Here is a 20,168-nt window from a genome sequence, read left to right as displayed (position 1 = left end):
CGCTCCGCCCGTCCCCGGACATCCGCACGCCACCGTCCAACCTGCATTTGTGGAGGTTGTTTCCGCGACCTTGCGCAGGACGGTGTGAGGTGGGAAGGTCCGGCATTTGTGGGCCGCGGCAATGGGCGGCCGGCCCCGCGGGGCAAGTCCTAAGGCTAAACCGCCGCCAAATCGAGATGCAATGGGACTAAGCGTTACCTAAGCGGTGCTGAAAAATCCGGATTGGCGGCGTATAAGCCACCATTACTGCCGCTCGCCCGTGGGCCCCTCCGCTTGGATAGTCCGGCCTCCGGCGGCATCCGCCCTGCGCATCCAGCGCGACCCCGCCCCCTCGGCCGCCGCGGCGTCACCGTCATTGAAGAGCGTGCACTTGCCCAGTGAGAGGCAGCCGCACCCAATGCAGCTGTCCAACGAGGTCTGCAGGATTTCCAGTTGCCGGATGCGCCTGGCAACCATGTCCTGCCATCCGCTGGACAGGTGCGTCCATTCGCGCTGCGTGGGCGCCCTGTCGGCGGGAAGTTCGGCGAGCGCGGCCGTAATCTCCGCCAGCGTCAGGCCCACCCGCTGCCCCGCGGCCACCACGGCGAGCCGGCGCAGCGTGTGCCGTGGAAACAGGCGCTTGTTGCCCGGCGTGCGCTCCGAGTGGATGAGGCCACGCTCCTCGTAGTAGCGCACCGTGGGCACGCTGATGCCCGCACGCCTTGCGAGATCGCCGATGGGAAGCAGTTCATTGGGTGCGATGCGGGCCATGGCATGAATCGTGGCACAGACACTGCTTGACCTTAAGTTAGCTTGAGCTAGTTGGCTGTTTCCTGTCGCCTTTCCCCAACCGCCAAGGAGCCATCATGACCGCCACGCCCCTGCCCTCGGGCAGCCGCCACGGGGCGCCGAACGTCCCGGGCGCTGCCGTCTCCCAACCCCGGCCTGAGCGCCCCTCGCTGGTGCGGATCCTCGGCATGAATCGCAGATCGGGCAAGGAATTCCGCCTCCGCAATTCCCTGCACCCCGCCCTGCCACACGAATCAACAGCCCTGCTGTGGGCCGGCCACCTTGCCGGCCCGCGCTGAACAAACCCAGCAACCCGAAGGAAGCCATGACCGTCTGGACTTGCGCCACGTGCGCCATTGAACACCCCGACACCGCAGCCCCGCCTGCCCGCTGCGAGATTTGCTCCGACGAGCGCCAATATGTTCCGGCCGACGGCCAGCACTGGACCACGCGGGACGAGCTGGCCGCAGCAGGCATGCGGGTTGTCGTCACTGAATTGGAACCGGGACTGCACGCAGTGGACACCATGCCGGAGCTCGGAATCGGCCAGCGGGGACTCCTGCTGCAAACCCCGAAGGGAAACCTGCTGTGGGAGCCGCCGGGATTCCTGGACAGCGACGGCGTGGCAGCGGTCCGCGCCCTCGGCGGGGTCGCCGCGATTTCCGCAAGCCACCCCCACCTGACGGGCTCCTCCATCCAATGGAGCCACGCCTTTGGCAACGCGCCCGTTTACGTCTCCCAGGACGACCAGCAGTGGATCCGACGTCCCGATCCCGCCATCCGGCTGTGGCACGGCACCCTTGAGCTGCTGGACGGGTTGGCCATGGTCCAGTGCGGCGGCCATTTTGCCGGCAGCAGCGTGCTCCACTGGGCGCGGGGCGCCGCGGGCCGGGGTGCCCTCCTGACCGGCGACACCCTGGCCATCGGCGCCGACCGGAAGTCAGTCAACGCGATGCGCAGCTACGTCAACAACATCCCACTGCCCAAGCGGGCCATCGAGCGCATCCTGGACACGGTCTCGCCGCTGGCCTTCGACCGGATCTACGGCGCCTTCGGCATCATCGACAGCGATGCCCATGCCATCAGCGTCCGCTCACTGGGTCGGTACATGGCCTGGCTGGACGGCACCCTTCCCGACTAGTGCCAGCCCGGGCGAAAGCTGTGGGATGGCTCACGTAATGATGGCCGCGGGAACGGGCCTGGCATTTATGCTATCCATAACAACCGCCGCCGGGCCCCTCCCGGATCACTGCTGCCGCGCCCGCCCAAGGAGCCCCACCATGAAGATCCCACCTGCCCGCCGGCAAGGCCGCCTGCGACTCGGGGCTGCCACGGCCGCCCTCGCCATTGCGGCTGCGATGCTCGGTCCCATCTCCCCCTCAGCCGCGGCCCCGGCCCCGCTGGCGGCCCAGGTGGGCCCCGGCGCCGAGGCCGCCGCAACGGTGCTGGCGCGCCTTGTCGGTTCGGACGCCGGCAAATTTGACTTGGCCATTGGGGCGAAGAGCGCCGGCCAGGACTCCTACAAGGTCACGGCCCAGGGCGGGCGCGTGTCCATCACCGGGTCAACGCCCGCCACCATTCTGGCCGGCTTCAACGCCTATGTGGGCCAGGTGCTGCACCAGTCAACCTCCTGGAACAGCAGCTCGCTTGACCTTCCTGCAACGCTTCCGGACACGGCGCCCCTGGTCAACACCGCCAATGTGCCGCACCGCTTTGTCAACAACGACGTCGAGGACGGATACACGGGCGCCTACCGCACCCTGGAGCAGTGGAAGGACATGGTTGACACCTTTGCCCTGCACGGCCTGAACGAGGTCTTCATGCCCGTCGGTGCCGAGGCCATCTACCTGGACGTGCTGAAGCAGTTCGGCTACAGCGAGGCCGAGATCCTCGCCTGGATTCCGCAGGCCGCCCACCAGCCGTGGTGGCTGCTGCAGAACATGTCGGCGGACCCGCACCCGCTCACGCTGAACACGGTCAACCAGCGCGCCGCACTGGGCAAGGAGATTGCCAACTACATCCGCTCGCTGGGCATGGTGCCCGTGCTGCCGGGTTACTTCGGCACGGTTCCGGCCGGCTTCAAGGCCAAGAACCTCGCTGCCGCTGTGGTCCCGCAGGGCAATTGGGTGGGCGGCTACCAGCGCCCCGACTGGTTGGACCCCAACAACGTGGTGTTCCCCCAGGTTGCCAAGGCGTTCTACGATTCCTCCGCCGCCCGACTGGGCGCATCATCGATGTACAAGATGGACCTGCTCCACGAGGGTGGCACCCCGGGGCCCGTCAACGTCTCCACCGCAACGGTGGCCGTGGAAAAGGCCCTGCAAACCGCACACAAGGACGCCATTTGGGTCCTTTTGGGCTGGCAGAACAACCCGCCGCAGGCCGTTGCCGCAGCGGCCAACCCTGCCACCACCTTCATCGTGGACGGCATCTCGGACAGGTACAACGGCCAAAACCGCGACGCCACCTGGAAAGGCATCCCCTACGCCTTTGGCACCATCTGGAACTTTGGCGGGCACACCACCATGGGCTCGCAGATCTCCGTGCAGAACACCCGCTACTTTGAATGGCTCAACAAGCCCGGCAGCGCCATGAAGGGCCTGGCCATCATGCCCGAGGGCGGCGACAACAACCCTGCGGCCTTTGACTTCTTTGCCGGCCTGGCCTGGCGCAGCGCCCCCGCTGACCTCACCGCCTGGTTCAGCGACTTCGCCCAGCGCCGCTACGGCGTGGCCGATCCCAACGCGACAGCCGCCTGGGATGTCTTGCGCCAAACTGCCTACGACCTTCCCGCCGATGACGGTTGGAGCGAGGCTGCCGACGGCCTGTTCGGCGCCGCACCGTCCCTGACCGTCAACACCGCCGCGGCATGGTCCCCCGGCTCGCAGCGCTACGACATGGACACCTTTGCCTCGGCTCTGCCCAAGCTCCTGGCCGCCAGCCCCGCCGTCAAGGCCACCGACACCTACAAGTACGACCTCATGGATGTCTCACGCCAGGTCCTCTCCAACCTGTCGCGCACCATGCTGCCCAAGATCAAAAAGGCGTACGACGCCGGTGAGGCGGCGGACTTTGCCCAGCTCACCACCTTGTGGCTGGATTCCATGGACCTCATGGACAAGGTTGCCGGCACCAACTCCCAGCAGCTGCTGGGCAATTGGATCAAGCAGGCACGCGACTTCACCACCGTCGCCGCGGACAAGGACGGGATGGAGGCCGACCAGCGCTCCATCGTCAGCCTCTGGTCCCCCGGCATGTCAGACCTCAACGACTACGCCAACCGTGAATGGAACGGCCTGGTGGGCGGCTACTACAAGGCACGCTGGAGCGCCTACTTCACCTCACTGGAGCAGAAGATGAGCGGCAGCGGACCCGGCACCGCGCCTGACTTCGGCGCCATGGGCGCGGCGTTCGTCAACGGCACGGCCCCGTACGAGCCCGCCGGCGGCTACGCAACCACCGCAACGGGCGACATCAACGCCCTGGCGGCCGACGCCGTCGTGCGCTACAACGAGGTCATCGACTTCGTCCCTGCCCAGCCCGTGCTGCCGGCTCCCCCGGGCAATGGCAAGACCCAGCTGTCCGAGCTGCCGTTCGTCTCGAATGAGTCGGATGCCTCACTGGGGCCGATTGGGCGCAACACGGCCATTGGCGACAACGGGACCAAGGTGCGCAACAAGATCACCCTGGGCGGCACGGTGTATGAGAAGGGACTGGGCGTGAATTCGCCCTCCACGATCGTGTTCAACCTGGGCGGGAAGTGCAGCAACTTCTCCGCAACGGCCGGCATCGATGGCACCATGGACGTTGCGGGCAAGACGCCGAACGTGATTTTCAATGTGCTTGGCGACGGCACCAACATCTACACCTCGGGCGCCTTCACGGCCTCCACGGGCGCCACGGCGCAGGCACCGTTGAAGATCTCCGTGGACGTCACGGGCGTGCAGCTGCTGACGCTGAACGTGGACCCGAACGGCGTGAACTGGTTTGACCGCGCCAACTGGGCCGACGCCCAGGTCACATGCGGCGGGGACGAGCCTGCCCCGGCGGCACCCGGCAACGGAGTGACCCAGTTGTCGCACCTGCCGTTCCTCAGCGACAACTCCGACCCTGCGTACGGGCAGGTGGCCCGCGACACCGAAATTGGCGACGCCACCTCCCGTGTGCGCCGTCCCCTGACCCTGAACGGCGTCACGTACGCCACCGGTTTGGGTGTGCAGGCACCCACCACGCTGGAGTTCAACGTGGGCGGGCGCTGCAGCGTCTTCCAGGCCCTGGCCGGCATTGACGGCACCATGGACCAGGCCGGCAAGACCCCGTCCGTGACATTCACGGTCCTGGGTGACGGCACCGAGCTCTACAACAGCGGCGAATTCACCGGCGGCGAGCCAAAGTCCATCAACGTCCCCATCAAGGACGTCAAGACGCTGACCTTGAAGGTCACCGAGGGTGACGTCAACTGGTTTGACCGCGCCGACTGGGCCAACGCCCGCGTCAGCTGCGCCGATGCGGAGGTGGCCCCCGTGACCACCGCGGGCATCGCAGCGGTGCCCGCCTCCGGCTGGTACACGGTGGCCCCGATCCTGACCCTCACGGCAGACGCCGCGCCGTCTCCGAATGCCGCCCGGGCCGGGGCGGGCCGGACCGAGTACCGCTTCGGCGACGCGGACTGGTCCGCCTACGCCGCGCCCGTGGTGCTGCCCGAGGGCGTCACCACGGTGCAGTACCGGTCGGTGTCCGCCAGCGGCCTCGCGGAAGAGGCCAAGACGCTGGGACCGGTCAAGGTGGACACCGTGCGGCCTGTGGTGGCCGCCGCCGTTGCCGGCCGGGCCGTCACGCTCAGCGCCTCCGACGCCGGTTCGGGCATCGCCGCCGTAGAGTTCACGTCCGACGGCGGGACGTCCTGGCATGCGTACACCGCGCCGATTGCTGCCGGGGACGGCGCCCTGACGGTGGGCTTCCGTGCGTCGGACGTGGCGGGCAACGCCTCTGCACCGGCCGAGCCCGTGGTGGTTGAGGCCGCGGCGAAGCCGACTCCGACGGCAACCGCTTCGCCGAGCGTGTCACCCACAGCCAGCGCAACGGTGCCGCCGTCGAGCACTCCCCCGACAAGCACCCCGGCCGGAGCAGGCCAGGGCAACGGCCTGGCCAACACGGGTGCATCTCTGGGCATCCTGCCCGCCGCGGGCCTGCTGGTGCTGCTGCTGGGTTCGGCCCTGCTGGCCCTCCGCCGCAGGCCCCGCCACAGCTAGCCCCAACCACCCCCAAACGCTCCCTCAGAAGATGGGGTGTTTTCACGGACGCTCCCGCAATTTGCTGAGGGAGCGTCCGTGAAAACACCCCTAAAAGTGAGGGAGCGTTTTTCGTGTGCGGGCGGGGAGGCGGGGTCAGGCCAGGGTGTTGAGGGCCTGCTCGAGGTCGGCGATCAGGTCCTCGATGTCCTCGATGCCCACCGAGAGGCGGATCAGGTTCTCCGGCACAGCCAGCTCGGTGCCCTTGACGGAGGCGTGCGTCATCTCCGAGGGGTAGTTCATGAGCGACTCGATGCCGCCCAGCGACTCCGCCAGCGTGAACACATGCGTGGCCTCGGCAACCTTGCGCGCCGCAGCCTCGCCGCCCTTGAACTGCACCGAGATCATGCCGCCGAAGCCGCGCATCTGCTTCGCGGCCAGCTCGTGGCCCGGGTGGTCGGGCAGGCCGGGGTAGAGCACGCGCTCCACCTCGGGCCGGGTCAGCAGCCATTCGGCCACGGCCTGCGCGTTGGAGCAGTGCCGGTCCATGCGGACGCCCAGCGTCTTGAGCCCGCGGGTGGTCAGCCATGCCTCCATGGGGGCGGACACCGCGCCCACGGCGAACTGCACAAAGCCGATCTTCTCGGCGGCCTCGGGGTCGGAGAGCACGATGGCCCCGCCGGAGGCGTCCGAGTGCCCGCCAATGTACTTGGTGGTGGAGTGCACCACCACGTCCGCGCCCAGGGCCAGCGGGTTCTGCAGGTACGGGGAGGCGAAGGTGTTGTCCACCACCAGCAGGGCGCCCGCGGCGTGCGCCACCTCGGCGAGCGCGGCAATGTCGGTGATCTTCATCATCGGGTTCGACGGCGTCTCCACCCACACCATCTTCGTCTTGCCTTCCGGGCCGCCGGCGGCAACTGCGGCAGCCAGCGCACCGGCGTCGTTCATGTCCACGGCGGCGTTGCTGATGCCCCACACGGACAGGACCCGGTTGATGAGCCGGTAGGTGCCGCCGTAGACGTCGTTGCCCATGATGATGTGGTCGCCCGGGACCAGCAGGGCGCGGATCAGGGCGTCCGCGGCGGCCAGGCCGGAGGAGAAGCTGTAGGCGAAGTCGCCGCCCTCAAGCGCGGCGAGCTGGGCCTGGAGGGCGTCGCGGGTGGGGTTGGTGCCGCGGCCGTACTCGTAGCCGTTGCGCAGCTTGCCGATCCCGTCCTGGGCGAACGTGGTGGTTTGGTACAGCGGCGGGATGACGGCGCCGGTGGTGGGATCGGGGGTCTGCCCGGCGTGGACGGCGCGGGTGTTGAAGCCTTCGGTCATTGTTGTCTCCTTTGGTTCCGGCGGTCGGGCTTGTCGAGACACAGGATCTCGGCAAGCTCGATCGCCGGCGGTCAGTCGTTGAGGTAGTTGAGCAAATCGTGGCGGGTCAGCACACCAACGGGCGCGCCCACAAACGTCACCATGAGGGCGTCCACGTCCTGCAGCTTGGTGCGCGCGGCGGAGATGGGTTCCAGGGAGCCGATGATGGGCAGCCGCGGCTGCATGTGTTCGGTGATCTTGTCGGTCAGCTTGGCCTCGTGCCGGAACAGCTTGCCGGTCAGGGTGCGCTCGTCCACGGAGCCCAGGACCTCGCCCATCACCACGGGCGGCTCGGCGGACAGGACGGGGATTTGGGAGACGCCGTATTCGGCCATGAGGTTGATGACATCGCGCACGGTCTCGTTCGGGTGGATGTGCACCAGCTCCGGCAGCTTGCCCGTCTTGGCCTTCAGCACCTCCCCGACGGCGGGTTCGTCGGTGACCTTCAGGAAGCCGTACGACTGCATCCACTTGTCGTCAAAGATCTTGGCCAAGTAGCCGCGTCCGCTGTCCGGCAGCAGCACGACGACGACGGCATCCGGTCCCAGCCCCTTGGCGGCTTCCAGCGCGGCAACCACCGCCATGCCGGAGGAACCGCCCACCAGCAGGCCCTCTTCGCGGGCCAGGCGGCGGGTCATGGCGAAGGAGTCGTTGTCGCTGACCGCGATGACCTGGTGCGGAATCTTCGGGTCGTAGGACGCTGGCCAAATGTCCTCACCCACGCCCTCCACGAGGTAGGGCCGGCCCGTGCCGCCGGAGTAGACCGAGCCCTCGGGGTCAGCTCCGATGATCTGGACCTCGCCGCCGTCGTCCGCGGAACGGTTGGCGGACACTTCCCGCAGGAACCGACCCGTGCCGGTGATGGTTCCGCCGGTGCCCACGCCCGCCACAAAGTGCGTGACCTTGCCTTCGGTGTCGCGCCAGATCTCCGGGCCCGTGGATTCGTAGTGGCTCAGCGGGCCGTTTTGGTTGGAGAACTGGTCCGGCTTGTACGCGCCGGGAATCTCGGTGACCAGGCGGTCGGAGACGCCGTAATAGGACTGCGGAGAGTCGGCCGCGACCGCTGTGGGGGTCACCACCACCTCGGCGCCGTAAGCCTGGAGCACGGCCCGCTTGTCCTCGCCCACCTTGTCCGGGACCACAAACACGCAGTTGTAGCCGCGCTGCTGGGCCACCATGGCCATGGCCACGCCCGTGTTACCGCTGGTGGGCTCAACCACGGTGCCGCCGGGCCTGATCTTGCCCTCCCGGGCTGCCTCATCCAGCATCTTCACCGCAATGCGGTCCTTTGCCGAACCTCCCGGGTTCAGGTACTCCAGCTTCACCAATACGGTCGCCGCAATCCCCTCGGTGACCTTGTTCAGTTTCACCAGCGGGGTGTTGCCAATAAGGTCCAGGACCGAGTTCGCGTACTTCATGGTTCAAAGGTAGCCCTCCCCACCCGGCCGTGGCCATTGGGCATGACCCCATGGGACTTTTCCTTGTTCGCAGCCAAGCCATCAAGGCTGGGCTGCGGATAGACTTCCGCCATGGAATACACCCAGGAGATTGTGGTCAACGTCCCGCGCGAACGTTTCATCGAACTTTTCGACAACCCCGACCTCATGCCCCAGTGGCAGGAGGGCCTGCTGTCCTTCGAGCCCCTGACCGGCGTTCCGGGCCAGGAGGGGGCCACCTCGAAGCTCACGTACAAGCGCGGCAAGGGCACGCTGGAGATGGTGGAGACAATCGTCCGCCGCCAGCTCCCGGACCACTTTGACGGCACATACGACGCCAAGGGCGTGCACAACATCAGCAACAACCAGTTCATTGACGTGGACGGCACCGCCACCAGGTGGGTGGCCCACAACATCTTTGAGCTGAAGGGCTTCATGAAGGTTATCGGCCTGCTGTTCGGCTCAAGCTTCACGAAGGAAACCCGCAAGTCCATGCAGGCGTTCAAGGCGTTCGCCGAGTCGCAGGCGGGCTGACGCGCCACGGGGCCAGAAACGATGGCGGCCCGGGCGCCGCAGCCGTAGACTCGTGGCGTGCTTTCCGCCAACGACCCCCTCCCCCGGCAGCCCCGCCGCGTGCTGGTGGCCGGCGTGTCCGGCAGCGGCAAGACCACGCTCGCCCGGCGGATCGGCAGCATTCTTCACCTCCCGCACACCGAGATCGACAGCCTGTTCCACGGGCCGAACTGGGAGCCGCGCGCGGACTTTGCCGACGACGTCGACCGTTTCAGCAGTGCGCCGGCCTGGGTCACGGAGTGGCAGTACTCGGCCGTGCGTGCGCAGCTTGCCGGCCGCGCGGAAACGCTTGTCTGGCTGGACTTTCCCGTGCCCGTCTCCATGGGGCGGCTCATCCGGCGCACCGTCCGGCGCAGGCTGCGGCGGCAGGAGCTGTGGAACGGCAATTTCGAGGGGCCGCTGCTCGGCGTGTTCACCGACCGCGACCACATCATCCGCTGGGGCTGGCGCACCCGCCACAAGCTCCGGGGGCTGGTGCCCACGCTTGAGGGGAAGTATCCGGGGCTGTGCGTGGTGCGGTTGTCTTCGCCCCGCGAGGTCGATGCCTGGCTGGGGCGGCTGGCCGTGGACGTTGATGCTGCCCGGCGGGGCCCGGCATGAGCCCCGGTCCGGCTGTCACGGCGGATGAACTGGCCACGCTGGTGCTTCTGCGCCGGGCCAGGGACCTGATCGACAGGGAATATGCGGAGCCGCTGGACGTCCCCACCATAGCGGCGAAGGCATTCATGTCCCCCGCGCATTTTTCCCGCAAATTCCGCGAGGCCTACGGCGAATCCCCGTACTCCTACCTCATGACGCGGCGGATCGAACGGGCCGCGGCGCTGCTGCGCGCCGGCGTCTCGGTGACCGATGCGTGCATGGCCGTGGGCGCCACCTCGCTGGGGTCCTTCAGTTCCCGCTTCACCGAAATCATGGGCGAAACGCCCAGCAGCTACAAGTCCCGCGACCACAGCGCCATCGAGGCCATGCCGCCGTGCTTTGCCCGGAACACCACCCGGCCCACCAGGAACGGCCCGGCGTCGCTCAACGGCCCGGCCGGCAAGCCGAGCAGGATTGAAGAAGCGCCCGCTCCACCGCAGGCATAGCGTTGCTGCCATGACCATTTCACTTCAGTACACGCACCTGACCGTCAACGACCCCGACGAGTCCATCGCCTTCTACCGCGACGCCCTGGGCCTGGAGGTCCAGAACGACGTCAGCAACGGCGAGTTCCGCTGGGTCACCATGGGCACGCAGTCCCAGCCCGGCCTGGGCATTGTGCTCTCCGAACCACACGCCGGCCGTTCCAAGGAGGATGGCGACGCCATGGCCCGCCTCCTGGCCAAGGGCGTGCTGCCCATGCTCAACTTCACCGCCTCCGACCTCGACGCCACCTTTGAGCAGGCAGTCACCGCCGGGGCCGAGGTGCTGCAGGAACCCATCGCCCAGCCGTGGGGCCCCAAGGACTGCGCCTTCCGCGACCCCTCCGGCAACACGGTCCGCATCGCCCAGGCGTAGCCCCACCACAGACGCTCCCTCACCAAACGGGGTGTTTAACGAAACGCTCCCTCACCAGTTCATCCCCGGTGAGGGAGCGTTTCGCTAAACACCCCCAGAAGTGAGGGAGCGTTTCGTTAAACACCCCCAGAAGTGAGGGAGCGTCTGAGGGGCGGGGGCTAGATCAGCGCGTCCGAGAGGTGGTTCGGGGTGCCGAAGCGGTGCGCCGTGATGCTGACGGCCTGCTCGTGCAGGAATGGCAGCATCTCCACGCGGCCGGCCTCGGTGACCTCACCGTGGTAGATCGCCAGGTCGGGGCGTCCGCCGGTGGCCGCGTACAGGGCTGCGGCGTCGCCGCCGATGAGGCGGATGCGGCCGGCGCCGAAGGCCTTCGCACGAGTGAGCCACTCGGCGTCGTTCTCCACCGAAACGGTGATGCGCTGGCTCAGCAGCAGGGCCTGGACCTCGCTGGAAAGCACGACGGCGGAGGAGACTTCCGGGGTTGCCCCGGCCAGGATGCCTGCCGCAAGCACGCGCAGCAGCTTGGCGGTGGATTCGCCCTCGGCGAGGCGGACCAGCGGGTTCAGCGGCACGTAGCGGAACACGTTGCGCTCGGCCCACAGCCCGGAGACATCCTTGGCTGCGCCGAATTCAGCGGCCCAGGCGGCGGCATCGCTGTGCAGCGAACGCGTCAGGAAGGCCTGCTCGTCGGCCGACAGTGCGGACGCAGCCGAGAGCAGCTTGGTCGCGGCGTCGCCCAGGGTCGCGGTGGCCGTGGCCGTCGCGGGGACCCATGAGCCCAGGCCCATGAGGTAGTTGGGGCCGCCGGCCTTGGTGCCGGCACCCACGGCCGACTTCTTCCAGCCACCGAACGGCTGGCGCTGCACAATGGCACCGGTGATGCCGCGGTTCACATACAGGTTTCCGGCCTGGACGGTGTCCAGCCAGAGACCGATCTCCGCGGAGTCCAGGGAGTGCAGGCCGGAGGTGAGGCCGTAGTCGATCCCGTTGACCATGGAAATGGCCTCCTCGAGCGTCTCTGCCTGCATGACACCCAGCACGGGGCCGAAGAATTCGGTCAGGTGGAAGTTGGAGCCCGCGGCAACACCGGTGCGAACGCCCGGGGACCAGAGGCGCCCGGTCTCGTCCAGCTGCTTGGGCTCGATGGCCCAGGCCTCGCCGGAATCCAGCGTGGTCAGGGCGCCCAGCAGCTTGCCGGCGGCCGGCTCAATGACCGGGCCCATCTGCGTGGTGGCGGTCTCCGGGTAGCCCACGCTCAGGCTCGCAGCGGCGTCGAGCAGCTGGTTGCGGAAGCGGTTGGACTTGGCCACGGAACCGACCATGATGACCAGCGAGGCGGCGGAGCACTTCTGCCCGGCGTGGCCGAAGGCGGACTGCACAACATCCTTCGCGGCCAGGTCCAGGTCGGCACTGGGGGTGACGATGATGGCGTTCTTGCCGGAGGTCTCCGCCAGCATGGGCAGGTCGTTGCGGAAGCTGCGGAACAGCTCGGCGGTTTCGTAGCCGCCGGTCAGGATGAGGCGGTCCACGGCGGGGTGCGCCACGAGGGCCTGGCCCAGCTCGTTTTCACCCAGCTGCACCAGGGCCAGGACATCGCGGGGCACGCCGGCGTCCCACAGGGCCTTGACCATGAGGGATCCGCTGCGCTGTGCCTGCGGTGCCGGCTTGATGACGACGGCGGAGCCGGCGGCGAGTGCCGAGAGGGTGGAGCCGGCCGGGATGGCAACGGGGAAGTTCCACGGCGGGGTCACCACTGTGAGCTTGGCCGGGACGAACGTTGCGCCGTCGACCGTTTCCAGGTCCTTGGCACGCTCGGCGTAGTAGTGGGCAAAGTCCACCGCTTCGCTGATTTCGGGGTCGGACTGGTCCAGCGTCTTGCCGGTCTCGGAGGCCATGACCTCCATGAAGTCGGCGCGGCGGGCATCCAGGACGTCGCCGGCGCGGTGCAGGATGGCGGCGCGCTCGGCACCGGTCATGGCACCCCAGGCAGTAGCGGAGTCGACGGCGGTGGCCACGATGCGGTTCAGCTCGTCGAGTTCCGTGACGGTGGTGGCGGCGACGATGTCATTGCCGAGCTCCGAGCCGGGGATGCGGGCCAGGATGTCGCGGCCCCAGGCGTGGTTGGGCACCAGCGAAGGATCGGTGTCCGGGGTGTTCGCGAAGGAATCGACCGGCGCGGCAACGGCCGGGAGGTTGCGGTCCTGCACACGGTTGGTCGGAGGAACGGAGGTGTCCAGGTCTTCCAGGGAAGCCAGGAAGCGGTTGGTCTCGCGCTCGAACAGGGCCTCGTTCTCGGAAAGCTCAAACACGGCGGACATGAAGTTGTCCTGGCTTGCGCCCTCTTCCAGGCGGCGGATGAGGTAGGCGATGGCCACGTCGAATTCGCCCGGGTGGACCACGGGTGTGTAGAGCAGCAGCGAGCCAACGTCCTTGCGGACGGCCTCGGCCTGGCCGGTGGCCATGCCCAGCAGCATCTCGAATTCGAGCTGGCCGGTGGCCGTGTCAATGCCGCGCTGCTTGGCCAGCAGCCAGGCGTGGGCCACATCGAAGAGGTTGTGGCCGGCCACGCCGATGTTGACGTTGTTGATGTGTTCGGGGGTCAGCGCGTAGTTGACGATGCGCTTGTAGTTGGTGTCGGAGTCCTGCTTGGTGCCCCAGGTGGCCAGCGGCCAGCCGAAGACGGATTCCTGGACCTGTTCCATGGGCAGGTTGGCGCCCTTGACGATGCGTACCTTGACGGCGGCACCGCCCTCGGCACGGCGGGCAGCGGCCCATTCCTGCAGGTCGATCATGGCGGCCAGGGTGTCCGGCAGGTAGGCCTGGAGCACGATGCCGGCTTCGAGGTTCTTGAACTCGGGCTTGTCCAGGATGCGCTTGAACACCGCGATGGTCATGGTGAGGTCCTTGTACTCCTCCATGTCCAGGTTGATGAACTTTGCCTTGGGGAAGGAGTTGGCCAGCGTGTACAGCGGGGTGAGCTTCTCCACGATGTGGTTGACGGCGTCGTCAAAGGCCCACGGCGAGTGCGGGGCCACGGTGGAGGATTCCTTGATGGAGACGTAGTCAACGTCCTCGCGGGCCAGCAGGTCCAGGGTTCCCTGCAGGCGGCGGGCGGCTTCCTTCTCGCCCAGCACGGCCTCGCCGAGCAGGTTGATGTTCAGGTCAACGCCGCCCTTGCGGATCTTGGCGATGGCCGGGCCCAGCTTGGCGTCGGTGGCGTCCACAATCAGGTGGCCCACCATTTCGCGCAGCACCTTGCGGGCGATCGGGATGACAATGCCCGGCAGGATCGGGGCCATGATGCCACCGAGGCGGACGGCGCCGCGCATGTACCAGGGCAGGAACGCCGGTACCTTGGGGGCCAGGGCGGCCAGGTTGCGGCCGGCCACGGCGAGGTCCTCGGGGCGGATCACGCCGTCCACAAAGCCCACGGTGAAGTCCAGGCCGTTGGGGTCCTTCAGGACACCGGCCAGTCGCTGCGCCGAAACGTCGGCGGGGAACTTGGCGGCCTCGCTGAGCCAGTGCCGAACCAGGGCAATGGTCTCCTCGGCAAGGTCGTTGCCGGGGACCGGGATGTTGGCGGCGGTGGCCGCTGTGGTGGTGCTTGTCATGGTGGCGGGTGCGTTCATTTCTGCTGGTGGCTGGGGGTTGGGGAATTCAATTCCAATGACCAGTATGAGACCTTTGTCGATTTAGCAAAAGTGGTGATTTATGATGAATATTGATCACTTTTTCTTAACTAAACGGAGGCCTCCGTGCTGGACATCAAACGCCTGCGATTGCTGCGTGAATTGCACCTGCGCGGGACCCTCGCAGATGTGGCCGCGGCCCTGCAATACAGCCCCTCTGCGGTGTCCCAGCAGCTGGCCCTGCTGGAGAAGGAGGCCGGCACGCAACTGCTGCGCAAGGTGGGCCGGCGGGTGCAGCTCACGGCCCAGGCGGAGATCCTTGTGGCCCACACAGCCGAGATCCTGGAGACTCTGGAGCGTGCCGAGGCCGACCTCTCCGCATCCCTGTCCACCGTGACCGGCACCGTGAAGCTGGCCGTCTTCCAGTCGGCGGCCCTGGCGCTGCTGCCGGACATGCTCACGGCCATGGCCCGGGCGTACCCCGAGGTGCGCATCGAGGTGGTGCAGCGCGAGCCCGAGGCCGCCCTGTACGAGACGTGGGCCAGGGACTTTGATTTGGTGGTGGCCGAGCAGTACCCCGGCCACGCCGCGCCGCTGCACCCAGAGTTGGACCGCGCCACGCTCACCTCCGACGCCATCCGCCTCGCCGTGCCGCACGACGGCGTGGCCGGCGGCATGGCCCGGCTCCTCACGGGCCCCATCACGGGCCTGGCCGACACCGCGCAACTGCCCTGGGTCATGGAGCCGCACGGTGCCGCGTCCCGCCACTGGGCCGAGCAGGCCTGCCGCCAGGCCGGATTCGAACCCGACGTCCGCTTTGAAACCGCCGACCTCCAGGCGCAGGTCCGCCTCATCGAATCCGGCAACGCGGTGGGCCTCATGCCGGACCTCATGTGGACCGGCCGCCCGCCGGCGCTGACGTTGATCGAGTTGCCGCAGCGCCCGCGCCGCACTGTCTTCACCTCGGCCCGCCTGGCCAGCCGCTTGCGCCCCGCCATCCTGGCCTGCCGCGAAATTCTGGCCCAGGCGGCCGAGGGCATCTCCGTTGACTCAGGCACCGCGGGAAGTTCGACGCCGGAGGGCGGGCTTTCCTAGGCCAGTTCCCTCACGATGGGGCCAAGCAGGCGGCGCAGCTCGGCGGGGTCGGAGCGGGTGGCGCGGTTGGTGAGCACCCGCTGCGGCGCAACTTGGTGCAGCCATGTGCCGGCCACCGGCAGGATCCGGATTTCAAGGTCAAAAGGTGCGGCCTTGCGGCCCAGTTCCTTTTCAATGGAGCGGACCAGCTTCGGCAGGATGGGGCCGTCCGTCTTCCAGCCGTTCCTCATGTCCAGCGCATCATGGTTCCTGAAAGCTTCGGCCGCCGCCACGGCCGGCTCCAGTTGATTCTCAACAGCCTGCCGGAACGCAGAAGTCCGCTCCTCCAACATCAGGCCGGCCGACTCGTGGATGGATGCCCGGCTGTGAACCAAGGAGTCGAACCAAACAGCCCATTCGTCAGCCAAGGCGCCGTCGCCAGCCGGTCCCACCACCGGGATGTGCTCGGGCACTTCGGGATCCATGGGCGGAACGAAGAAGGGCTTCGTGGCGGGCAACGCGTAAACGTCGCGAATGAACAGCGCCACCGCCAGGGGCCAGGAACTGCCCTCGCTCCCCTGCCAAGATGGCAGCGCCTCCCTGCCAAAGATGCCCCCAACCCGTTGCATGGCTCCCCCTCCACCAACCGTCACCTGTTCCGCTCAGCCTAGGGCCGCCGTCGTGCACTGGCCAGCGGTCCGCCAGGACTGTTCCGCCCACAAGGAGCCCACCGAGGTGGCGGGCAGCAACCAGCCGCGACTCCATGCGACCATTGGAGAATGTCCGGCGCAGCCCTGAAGAAACTGTTGGCCGCCAGCTTCCCCGCCGCACTGTGCCTGCTGGGACTGGCGATGGTTGGCACAGGCCTTCTCGGCCGGGCTTCCGCGCTGGAGCTCGCTGCCCGCACAGTGCCCATCCTGCTGTTTGTTGCCGCCATGACGGTTGTGACGGAGCTGGCGGACGACGCCGGACTGTTCCGTTTCATCACGGCCTGGCTGGCCCGCGCCGGGGCACGCCCGGGCCGGGGCGGCACCGGCAGGGTCATGTCGCTGTGGTTGTTCGTGGTGGCATTGGCCTGCCTGAGCACCGTGTTCCTGTCGTTGGACACCACGGCCGTGCTGGTCACGCCATTGGTGGTTTCCCTGGCGCGCCATGCTCGCATCCACCCGTTGCCGTTTGCCCTGACCACTGTGTGGCTGGCCAACACGGCCTCACTTTTCCTGCCGGTTTCCAACCTGAGCAACCTGCTGGCGCAGCAGCAACTGGGGGCCAGCCCGGCCGGTTTCCTGCACTTGATGTGGGCGCCGGCCCTGGTGGGCGCGCTGGTGCCCGTGGCTTTCCTGTTGGTGTTCTTTCGCAAGGACCTGCGCGGGCAATACACGCCTCCGAAGCTGCCGACGGCATCGGACCGCCGCCTGCTGGTGCTCAGCGGCGCCACCGTGGCCCTGCTGCTCCCGGCCCTCGTCTCGGGTGTTCCCGTGGCGATTCCGGCAACCATTGCGGCCTTGTTTCTGCTGGCGGTCTACATTCTGCGCCGCCGTTCAGCCCTGCGTTGGGGAATGGTGCCGGTCCAGCCGCTGCTGCTGACCATGGGACTGTTCCTGCTGGTTGCCACCCTCCACGACCACGGCCTGGGCACAGCGTTGGCCCGGTTTGCCGGCTCCGGCGACGGCTTCACCAGCCTGCTGCAGCTTGCCGGGTTGGGCGCACTCAGCGCCAACGGGGTCAACAACCTACCCGCGTACCTGGCACTTGAGCCGGTGGCCGGATCCCCCGTGAGGCTGGCCGCCCTGCTCATTGGCGTCAACCTGGGCCCGCTTGTCTCGCCTTGGGCTTCCCTGGCCACGCTACTGTGGCACAGCCGGCTCAAGTCCATGGGCATCAGCATCAATTGGGCGGGATTTGCCCTGGCCGGCCTTGCCCTGGTGGCGGTGCTGGTCCCCGGCGCCGTGCTGGCCCTGTGGCTCGCGGCCGGGATGCCCGGATAGATCCTGCTCCTTGTCAGGACCGCGTGCGACCATGGAGGCATGAGCGCCGCAGCAACCACCGGGCCCGCCACGGCCTTCGACGCCGGCGGCCCGTACTCCCTTGCCCAGACCCTTGGCATCATTGGCCGCGGCCCCGGCGACCGGACCATCACTCTCTCCCCGGGCGGCGCATGGCTGGCCTTCAACACCCCGGATGGCCCGGCAACACTGGGCATCACGCACCACGGCGGCGAACTGCTGGTCCGATGCTGGGGCCCGGGCTCCGAACATGCCCTGGCCGGCGCCCCGGCGCTGCTGGGCCTGAACGACGACTGGTCCGGTTTTGATGACCCCGCCTTTGCCGCTTCGCTGCCGCACCGCGTCCGGGAGGCACGACGGCGGCACCCGGCACTGCGCCTGCCCTCCACCGGGCGCGTGGTTGACGCCCTGGTGCCGGCCATCCTTGAACAAAAGGTCACCTCACTCGAGGCCCACCGCGGCTACGCGACGCTCCTGCGAAAATTCGGCTCCCCGGCGCCCGGGGCGGGCCTGCACCCGGACATTCCGCCCGGCCTGCTGGTGGCGCCCACCCCGGCGCAATGGGCCGCGGTCCCATCCTGGGAGTGGCACAAGGCAGGCGTTGGGCCGCAGCGCTCGGCCACGGTCCAGCGGATGCTGCGTTCGGCGTCGGGCCTGGAACGGCTGGCCCGGCTGACGGCGGAGGAGGCCGGGCGGAAAATGCAGGCCATCCCTGGGATCGGGATGTGGACGGCGGCGGAGGCAACCCAGCGCACCCACGGCGACGCCGACCAGGTGGCCGTGGGCGACTACCACCTGGCCGCTTATGTGGGCTGGGCGCTGGCGGGGCGGCCGGTGGACGATGCCGGCATGCTGAAACTGCTCGAGCCCTGGCGCGGGCAGCGGCAGCGTGTGGTGCGGATGCTTCAGCTCAGCGGATTCCGCAAGCCGGCATTCGGGCCCAGGATGGCCATCCAAGACCACCGCAGGCATTGAGCCGCAGCCGCGCCTGCCGCCGCTTTTGCGGATTCAACACATAATGGAGGCATTCAGCATCGGCGGCAGCCTGCGGCAATGGCTTGCCCACCCCCAACCATGGAGGCAAACACCCATGTTCCTCGGCATTGATGTAGGCACGGGCAGCAGCAAGGCGGTCCTGGCAGGATCCGACGGATCCATTGTGGACACGGCCGCCATCACGCACCAGGTGTCACTCCCCCGCCCGGGCTGGGCCGAGTTTGATGCCGAGACCGCCTGGTGGGCCGAGGTCGCAGCCCTGTGCACCGAGCTTTTCAGCCGCAACGATCCCGCCTTGGTGGCGGGGGTGGCGGTCAGCGGACTGGGACCCTGCCTGGTGGTCACCGATGCCGAGTTCAGGCCACTGCGCCCGGCCATCCTCTACGGGGTGGACACCCGGGCCGAGCGGCAGATCGAGGACCTCAACTCCGAATTTGGGGTGGAGGCCATGTACGCCACCGGCGGCAAGGTGCTCTCCTCGCAGGCTGTGGGCCCCAAGCTGCGCTGGCTTGCCGACCAGGAGCCGAGCGTGTTTGCGGCGGCCAGGCACTGGTTCAGTGCCAGCTCTTTCCTCACCGCCAAGCTCACGGGTGAGTACGTTCTTGACCACCACACGGCCAGCCAGTGCGATCCCTTGTATGACATCACCGCCCAGGCCTGGATCCCGGAGCGGGCAGGTGCCATCGCCGGGCACATTCCCATGCCACGGCTGGCCTGGTCCACCGATATTATTGGCGCCGTCACCGCGACTGCCGCCGCGACGACGGGGATCCCCGAGGGGACACCGGTTTGCGCCGGCACAGTTGACGCCTGGGCAGAGGGTTTCAGTGCCGGTGTGCGCCACCCCGGGGACTTCATGCTGATGTACGGCTCCACCATGTTCTTTGTCCAGGTGCTGGAGGAATTCCATGCCCACCGCCAGCTGTGGACCACCGCCGGCGTGGAGCGAGGATCCCTTACCCTGGCCGGCGGCATGTCGACCTCAGGAAGCCTCATCACGTGGATGGCGCAGTTGTTTGGGGGGATCCCAATGGAAACGCTGATGTCCGAGGCAGCAGCGGCCGGCCCCGGTGCCGGCGGGCTGCTCCTGCTGCCATATTTTGCCGGCGAGCGATCCCCCATCCTTGACCCCGACGCCCGCGGCACCATCATTGGGCTCACCCTGCGGCATGGCCGCGGGCACCTGGTCCGGGCGGCGCTGGAGGGAATCTGTTTTGGCCTTCGGCAGAGCTTGGAGCTGTTCGAAAGCTCCGGCCAGCCCATCCAGCGGATCCTGGCGGTGGGCGGCGGAACCCAGGGAACGTTGTGGACCCAGCTGGTCAGCGACATTTTGGGGCGCCCCCAGATCATTCCGGAGCAGACCATTGGCGCCAGCTACGGCGATGCACTCATGGCGGCCATCGGCACCGGGGCGGTTCCGCCGGACACCGACTGGACCCGCCCGGCGCGGGTGGTGGAGCCCAACCCGGAAGCGGCGGAACTGTACAACAGCCTGTTCCAGGACTACTGCCGGCTATACCCGGCAACGGCCGGGCACATGCACGCCCTGGCGCAAGTCCAGCGCGAGGGGGCCTGAGACCGCCGGACCGCGCACGAGGC

The 20,168-nt window shown here is 67.9% G+C and carries 16 protein-coding genes; 11 read left to right on the top strand and 5 right to left on the bottom strand.

Annotated features, from left to right (window positions below; translation table 11 throughout):
• Window positions 1–243: 243 nt before the first annotated feature.
• Window positions 244–750 (bottom strand): redox-sensitive transcriptional activator SoxR, encoded by a 507-nt coding sequence (soxR, locus tag PCK14_RS10830; protein ID WP_269938506.1) that lies wholly within the window; start codon window positions 748–750, stop codon window positions 244–246.
• Window positions 751–845: 95 nt separating this feature from the next.
• Here soxR and PCK14_RS10825 point away from each other — a divergent pair, with 95 nt between their 5' ends.
• The 3 genes from PCK14_RS10825 to PCK14_RS10815 all read left to right on the top strand — a co-directional run bounded on the left by PCK14_RS10825 (window position 846) and on the right by PCK14_RS10815 (window position 6,020).
• The gene (locus PCK14_RS10825; protein ID WP_269938505.1) at window positions 846–1,067 is read left to right on the top strand and encodes a hypothetical protein; all 222 of its coding nucleotides are present in this window, start codon (window positions 846–848) and stop codon (window positions 1,065–1,067) included.
• 26 nt (window positions 1,068–1,093) lie between these two features.
• On the top strand, window positions 1,094–1,909 hold the full coding sequence (locus PCK14_RS10820) for a hydrolase (RefSeq protein WP_269938504.1): 816 nt from the start codon (window positions 1,094–1,096) through the stop codon (window positions 1,907–1,909).
• A 139-nt stretch (window positions 1,910–2,048) separates the two neighbouring features.
• Window positions 2,049–6,020 (top strand): alpha-N-acetylglucosaminidase TIM-barrel domain-containing protein, encoded by a 3,972-nt coding sequence (locus PCK14_RS10815; RefSeq protein WP_269938503.1) that lies wholly within the window; start codon window positions 2,049–2,051, stop codon window positions 6,018–6,020.
• A gap of 135 nt (window positions 6,021–6,155) precedes the next feature.
• On the opposite strand, the gene PCK14_RS10810 is transcribed toward PCK14_RS10815, so the two are convergent.
• The gene (locus PCK14_RS10810; RefSeq protein ID WP_269938502.1) at window positions 6,156–7,319 is read right to left on the bottom strand and encodes a cystathionine gamma-synthase; all 1,164 of its coding nucleotides are present in this window, start codon (window positions 7,317–7,319) and stop codon (window positions 6,156–6,158) included.
• A gap of 71 nt (window positions 7,320–7,390) precedes the next feature.
• Entirely contained in the window at window positions 7,391–8,776 is a 1,386-nt protein-coding gene (locus PCK14_RS10805) for a cystathionine beta-synthase (protein WP_269938501.1), read from the bottom strand.
• Window positions 8,777–8,887: 111 nt separating this feature from the next.
• Between PCK14_RS10805 and PCK14_RS10800 the strand changes: the two genes are divergently transcribed.
• The 4 genes from PCK14_RS10800 to PCK14_RS10785 are packed head-to-tail and all read left to right on the top strand — an operon-like array spanning window position 8,888 to window position 10,864.
• Window positions 8,888–9,328, top strand: a complete 441-nt coding sequence (locus tag PCK14_RS10800; RefSeq protein ID WP_269938500.1) for an SRPBCC family protein — start codon at window positions 8,888–8,890, stop codon at window positions 9,326–9,328.
• Between the two features lie 57 nt (window positions 9,329–9,385).
• A complete protein-coding gene (locus PCK14_RS10795; protein WP_269938499.1) occupies window positions 9,386–9,967 on the top strand; it encodes an AAA family ATPase in 582 nt (193 codons plus the stop codon).
• A complete protein-coding gene (locus PCK14_RS10790; protein ID WP_269938498.1) occupies window positions 9,964–10,452 on the top strand; it encodes a helix-turn-helix transcriptional regulator in 489 nt (162 codons plus the stop codon). Before PCK14_RS10795 ends, PCK14_RS10790 begins: the two co-directional genes overlap by 4 nt.
• 10 nt (window positions 10,453–10,462) lie before the next feature.
• Window positions 10,463–10,864, top strand: a complete 402-nt coding sequence (locus tag PCK14_RS10785; protein ID WP_269938497.1) for a VOC family protein — start codon at window positions 10,463–10,465, stop codon at window positions 10,862–10,864.
• A gap of 158 nt (window positions 10,865–11,022) precedes the next feature.
• Here the strand turns inward: PCK14_RS10785 and PCK14_RS10780 are convergent, their stop codons facing one another.
• Complete coding sequence (locus PCK14_RS10780; protein WP_269938529.1) at window positions 11,023–14,475, bottom strand: bifunctional proline dehydrogenase/L-glutamate gamma-semialdehyde dehydrogenase; 3,453 nt, start codon at window positions 14,473–14,475, stop codon at window positions 11,023–11,025.
• Window positions 14,476–14,619: 144 nt separating this feature from the next.
• On the opposite strand from PCK14_RS10780, the gene PCK14_RS10775 reads away from it, so the two are divergent.
• Window positions 14,620–15,588 carry a LysR substrate-binding domain-containing protein gene (locus tag PCK14_RS10775; RefSeq protein ID WP_269938496.1) on the top strand — a complete coding sequence of 323 codons (969 nt, stop codon included), beginning with the start codon at window positions 14,620–14,622 and terminating at the stop codon, window positions 15,586–15,588.
• Here the strand turns inward: PCK14_RS10775 and PCK14_RS10770 are convergent.
• Window positions 15,585–16,196, bottom strand: coding sequence for a hypothetical protein (locus PCK14_RS10770; protein WP_269938495.1), 612 nt, complete (start codon window positions 16,194–16,196; stop codon window positions 15,585–15,587). The two genes, PCK14_RS10775 and PCK14_RS10770, sit on opposite strands and share 4 nt — an antisense overlap.
• Before the next feature lie 150 nt (window positions 16,197–16,346).
• Here PCK14_RS10770 and PCK14_RS10765 point away from each other — a divergent pair, with 150 nt between their 5' ends.
• The 3 genes from PCK14_RS10765 (at window position 16,347) to PCK14_RS10755 (ending at window position 20,145) form a co-directional block, all read left to right on the top strand.
• A complete protein-coding gene (locus tag PCK14_RS10765) occupies window positions 16,347–17,555 on the top strand; it encodes an SLC13 family permease (RefSeq protein WP_269938494.1) in 1,209 nt (402 codons plus the stop codon).
• Between the two features lie 39 nt (window positions 17,556–17,594).
• Window positions 17,595–18,548 (top strand): DNA-3-methyladenine glycosylase family protein, encoded by a 954-nt coding sequence (locus PCK14_RS10760; RefSeq protein WP_269938493.1) that lies wholly within the window; start codon window positions 17,595–17,597, stop codon window positions 18,546–18,548.
• A gap of 115 nt (window positions 18,549–18,663) precedes the next feature.
• Window positions 18,664–20,145, top strand: coding sequence for an FGGY-family carbohydrate kinase (locus PCK14_RS10755; protein ID WP_269938492.1), 1,482 nt, complete (start codon window positions 18,664–18,666; stop codon window positions 20,143–20,145).
• Window positions 20,146–20,168 lie beyond the last annotated feature (23 nt).

It is taken from the genome of Arthrobacter sp. HY1533 (genome assembly GCF_027568515.1).
In the GTDB taxonomy this organism is placed as follows: Bacteria; Actinomycetota; Actinomycetes; order Actinomycetales; family Micrococcaceae; genus Specibacter.
Note: the sequence above shows the minus strand (reverse complement) of the source record. Positions and strands in the feature narration are given on the sequence as shown.

Bases quoted from the DNA above. Each gene is read 5' to 3' on its own strand.
- soxR (WP_269938506.1), bottom strand. From the start codon at position 750: ATGGCCCGCATCGCACCCAATGAACTGCTTCCCATCGGCGATCTCGCA.
- PCK14_RS10825 (WP_269938505.1), top strand. From the start codon at position 846: ATGACCGCCACGCCCCTGCCCTCGGGCAGCCGCCACGGGGCGCCGAAC.
- PCK14_RS10820 (WP_269938504.1), top strand. From the start codon at position 1,094: ATGACCGTCTGGACTTGCGCCACGTGCGCCATTGAACACCCCGACACC.
- PCK14_RS10815 (WP_269938503.1), top strand. From the start codon at position 2,049: ATGAAGATCCCACCTGCCCGCCGGCAAGGCCGCCTGCGACTCGGGGCT.
- PCK14_RS10810 (WP_269938502.1), bottom strand. From the start codon at position 7,319: ATGACCGAAGGCTTCAACACCCGCGCCGTCCACGCCGGGCAGACCCCC.
- PCK14_RS10805 (WP_269938501.1), bottom strand. From the start codon at position 8,776: ATGAAGTACGCGAACTCGGTCCTGGACCTTATTGGCAACACCCCGCTG.
- PCK14_RS10800 (WP_269938500.1), top strand. From the start codon at position 8,888: ATGGAATACACCCAGGAGATTGTGGTCAACGTCCCGCGCGAACGTTTC.
- PCK14_RS10790 (WP_269938498.1), top strand. From the start codon at position 9,964: ATGAGCCCCGGTCCGGCTGTCACGGCGGATGAACTGGCCACGCTGGTG.
- PCK14_RS10785 (WP_269938497.1), top strand. From the start codon at position 10,463: ATGACCATTTCACTTCAGTACACGCACCTGACCGTCAACGACCCCGAC.
- PCK14_RS10780 (WP_269938529.1), bottom strand. From the start codon at position 14,475: ATGACAAGCACCACCACAGCGGCCACCGCCGCCAACATCCCGGTCCCC.
- PCK14_RS10770 (WP_269938495.1), bottom strand. From the start codon at position 16,196: ATGCAACGGGTTGGGGGCATCTTTGGCAGGGAGGCGCTGCCATCTTGG.
- PCK14_RS10765 (WP_269938494.1), top strand. From the start codon at position 16,347: ATGTCCGGCGCAGCCCTGAAGAAACTGTTGGCCGCCAGCTTCCCCGCC.
- PCK14_RS10760 (WP_269938493.1), top strand. From the start codon at position 17,595: ATGAGCGCCGCAGCAACCACCGGGCCCGCCACGGCCTTCGACGCCGGC.
- PCK14_RS10755 (WP_269938492.1), top strand. From the start codon at position 18,664: ATGTTCCTCGGCATTGATGTAGGCACGGGCAGCAGCAAGGCGGTCCTG.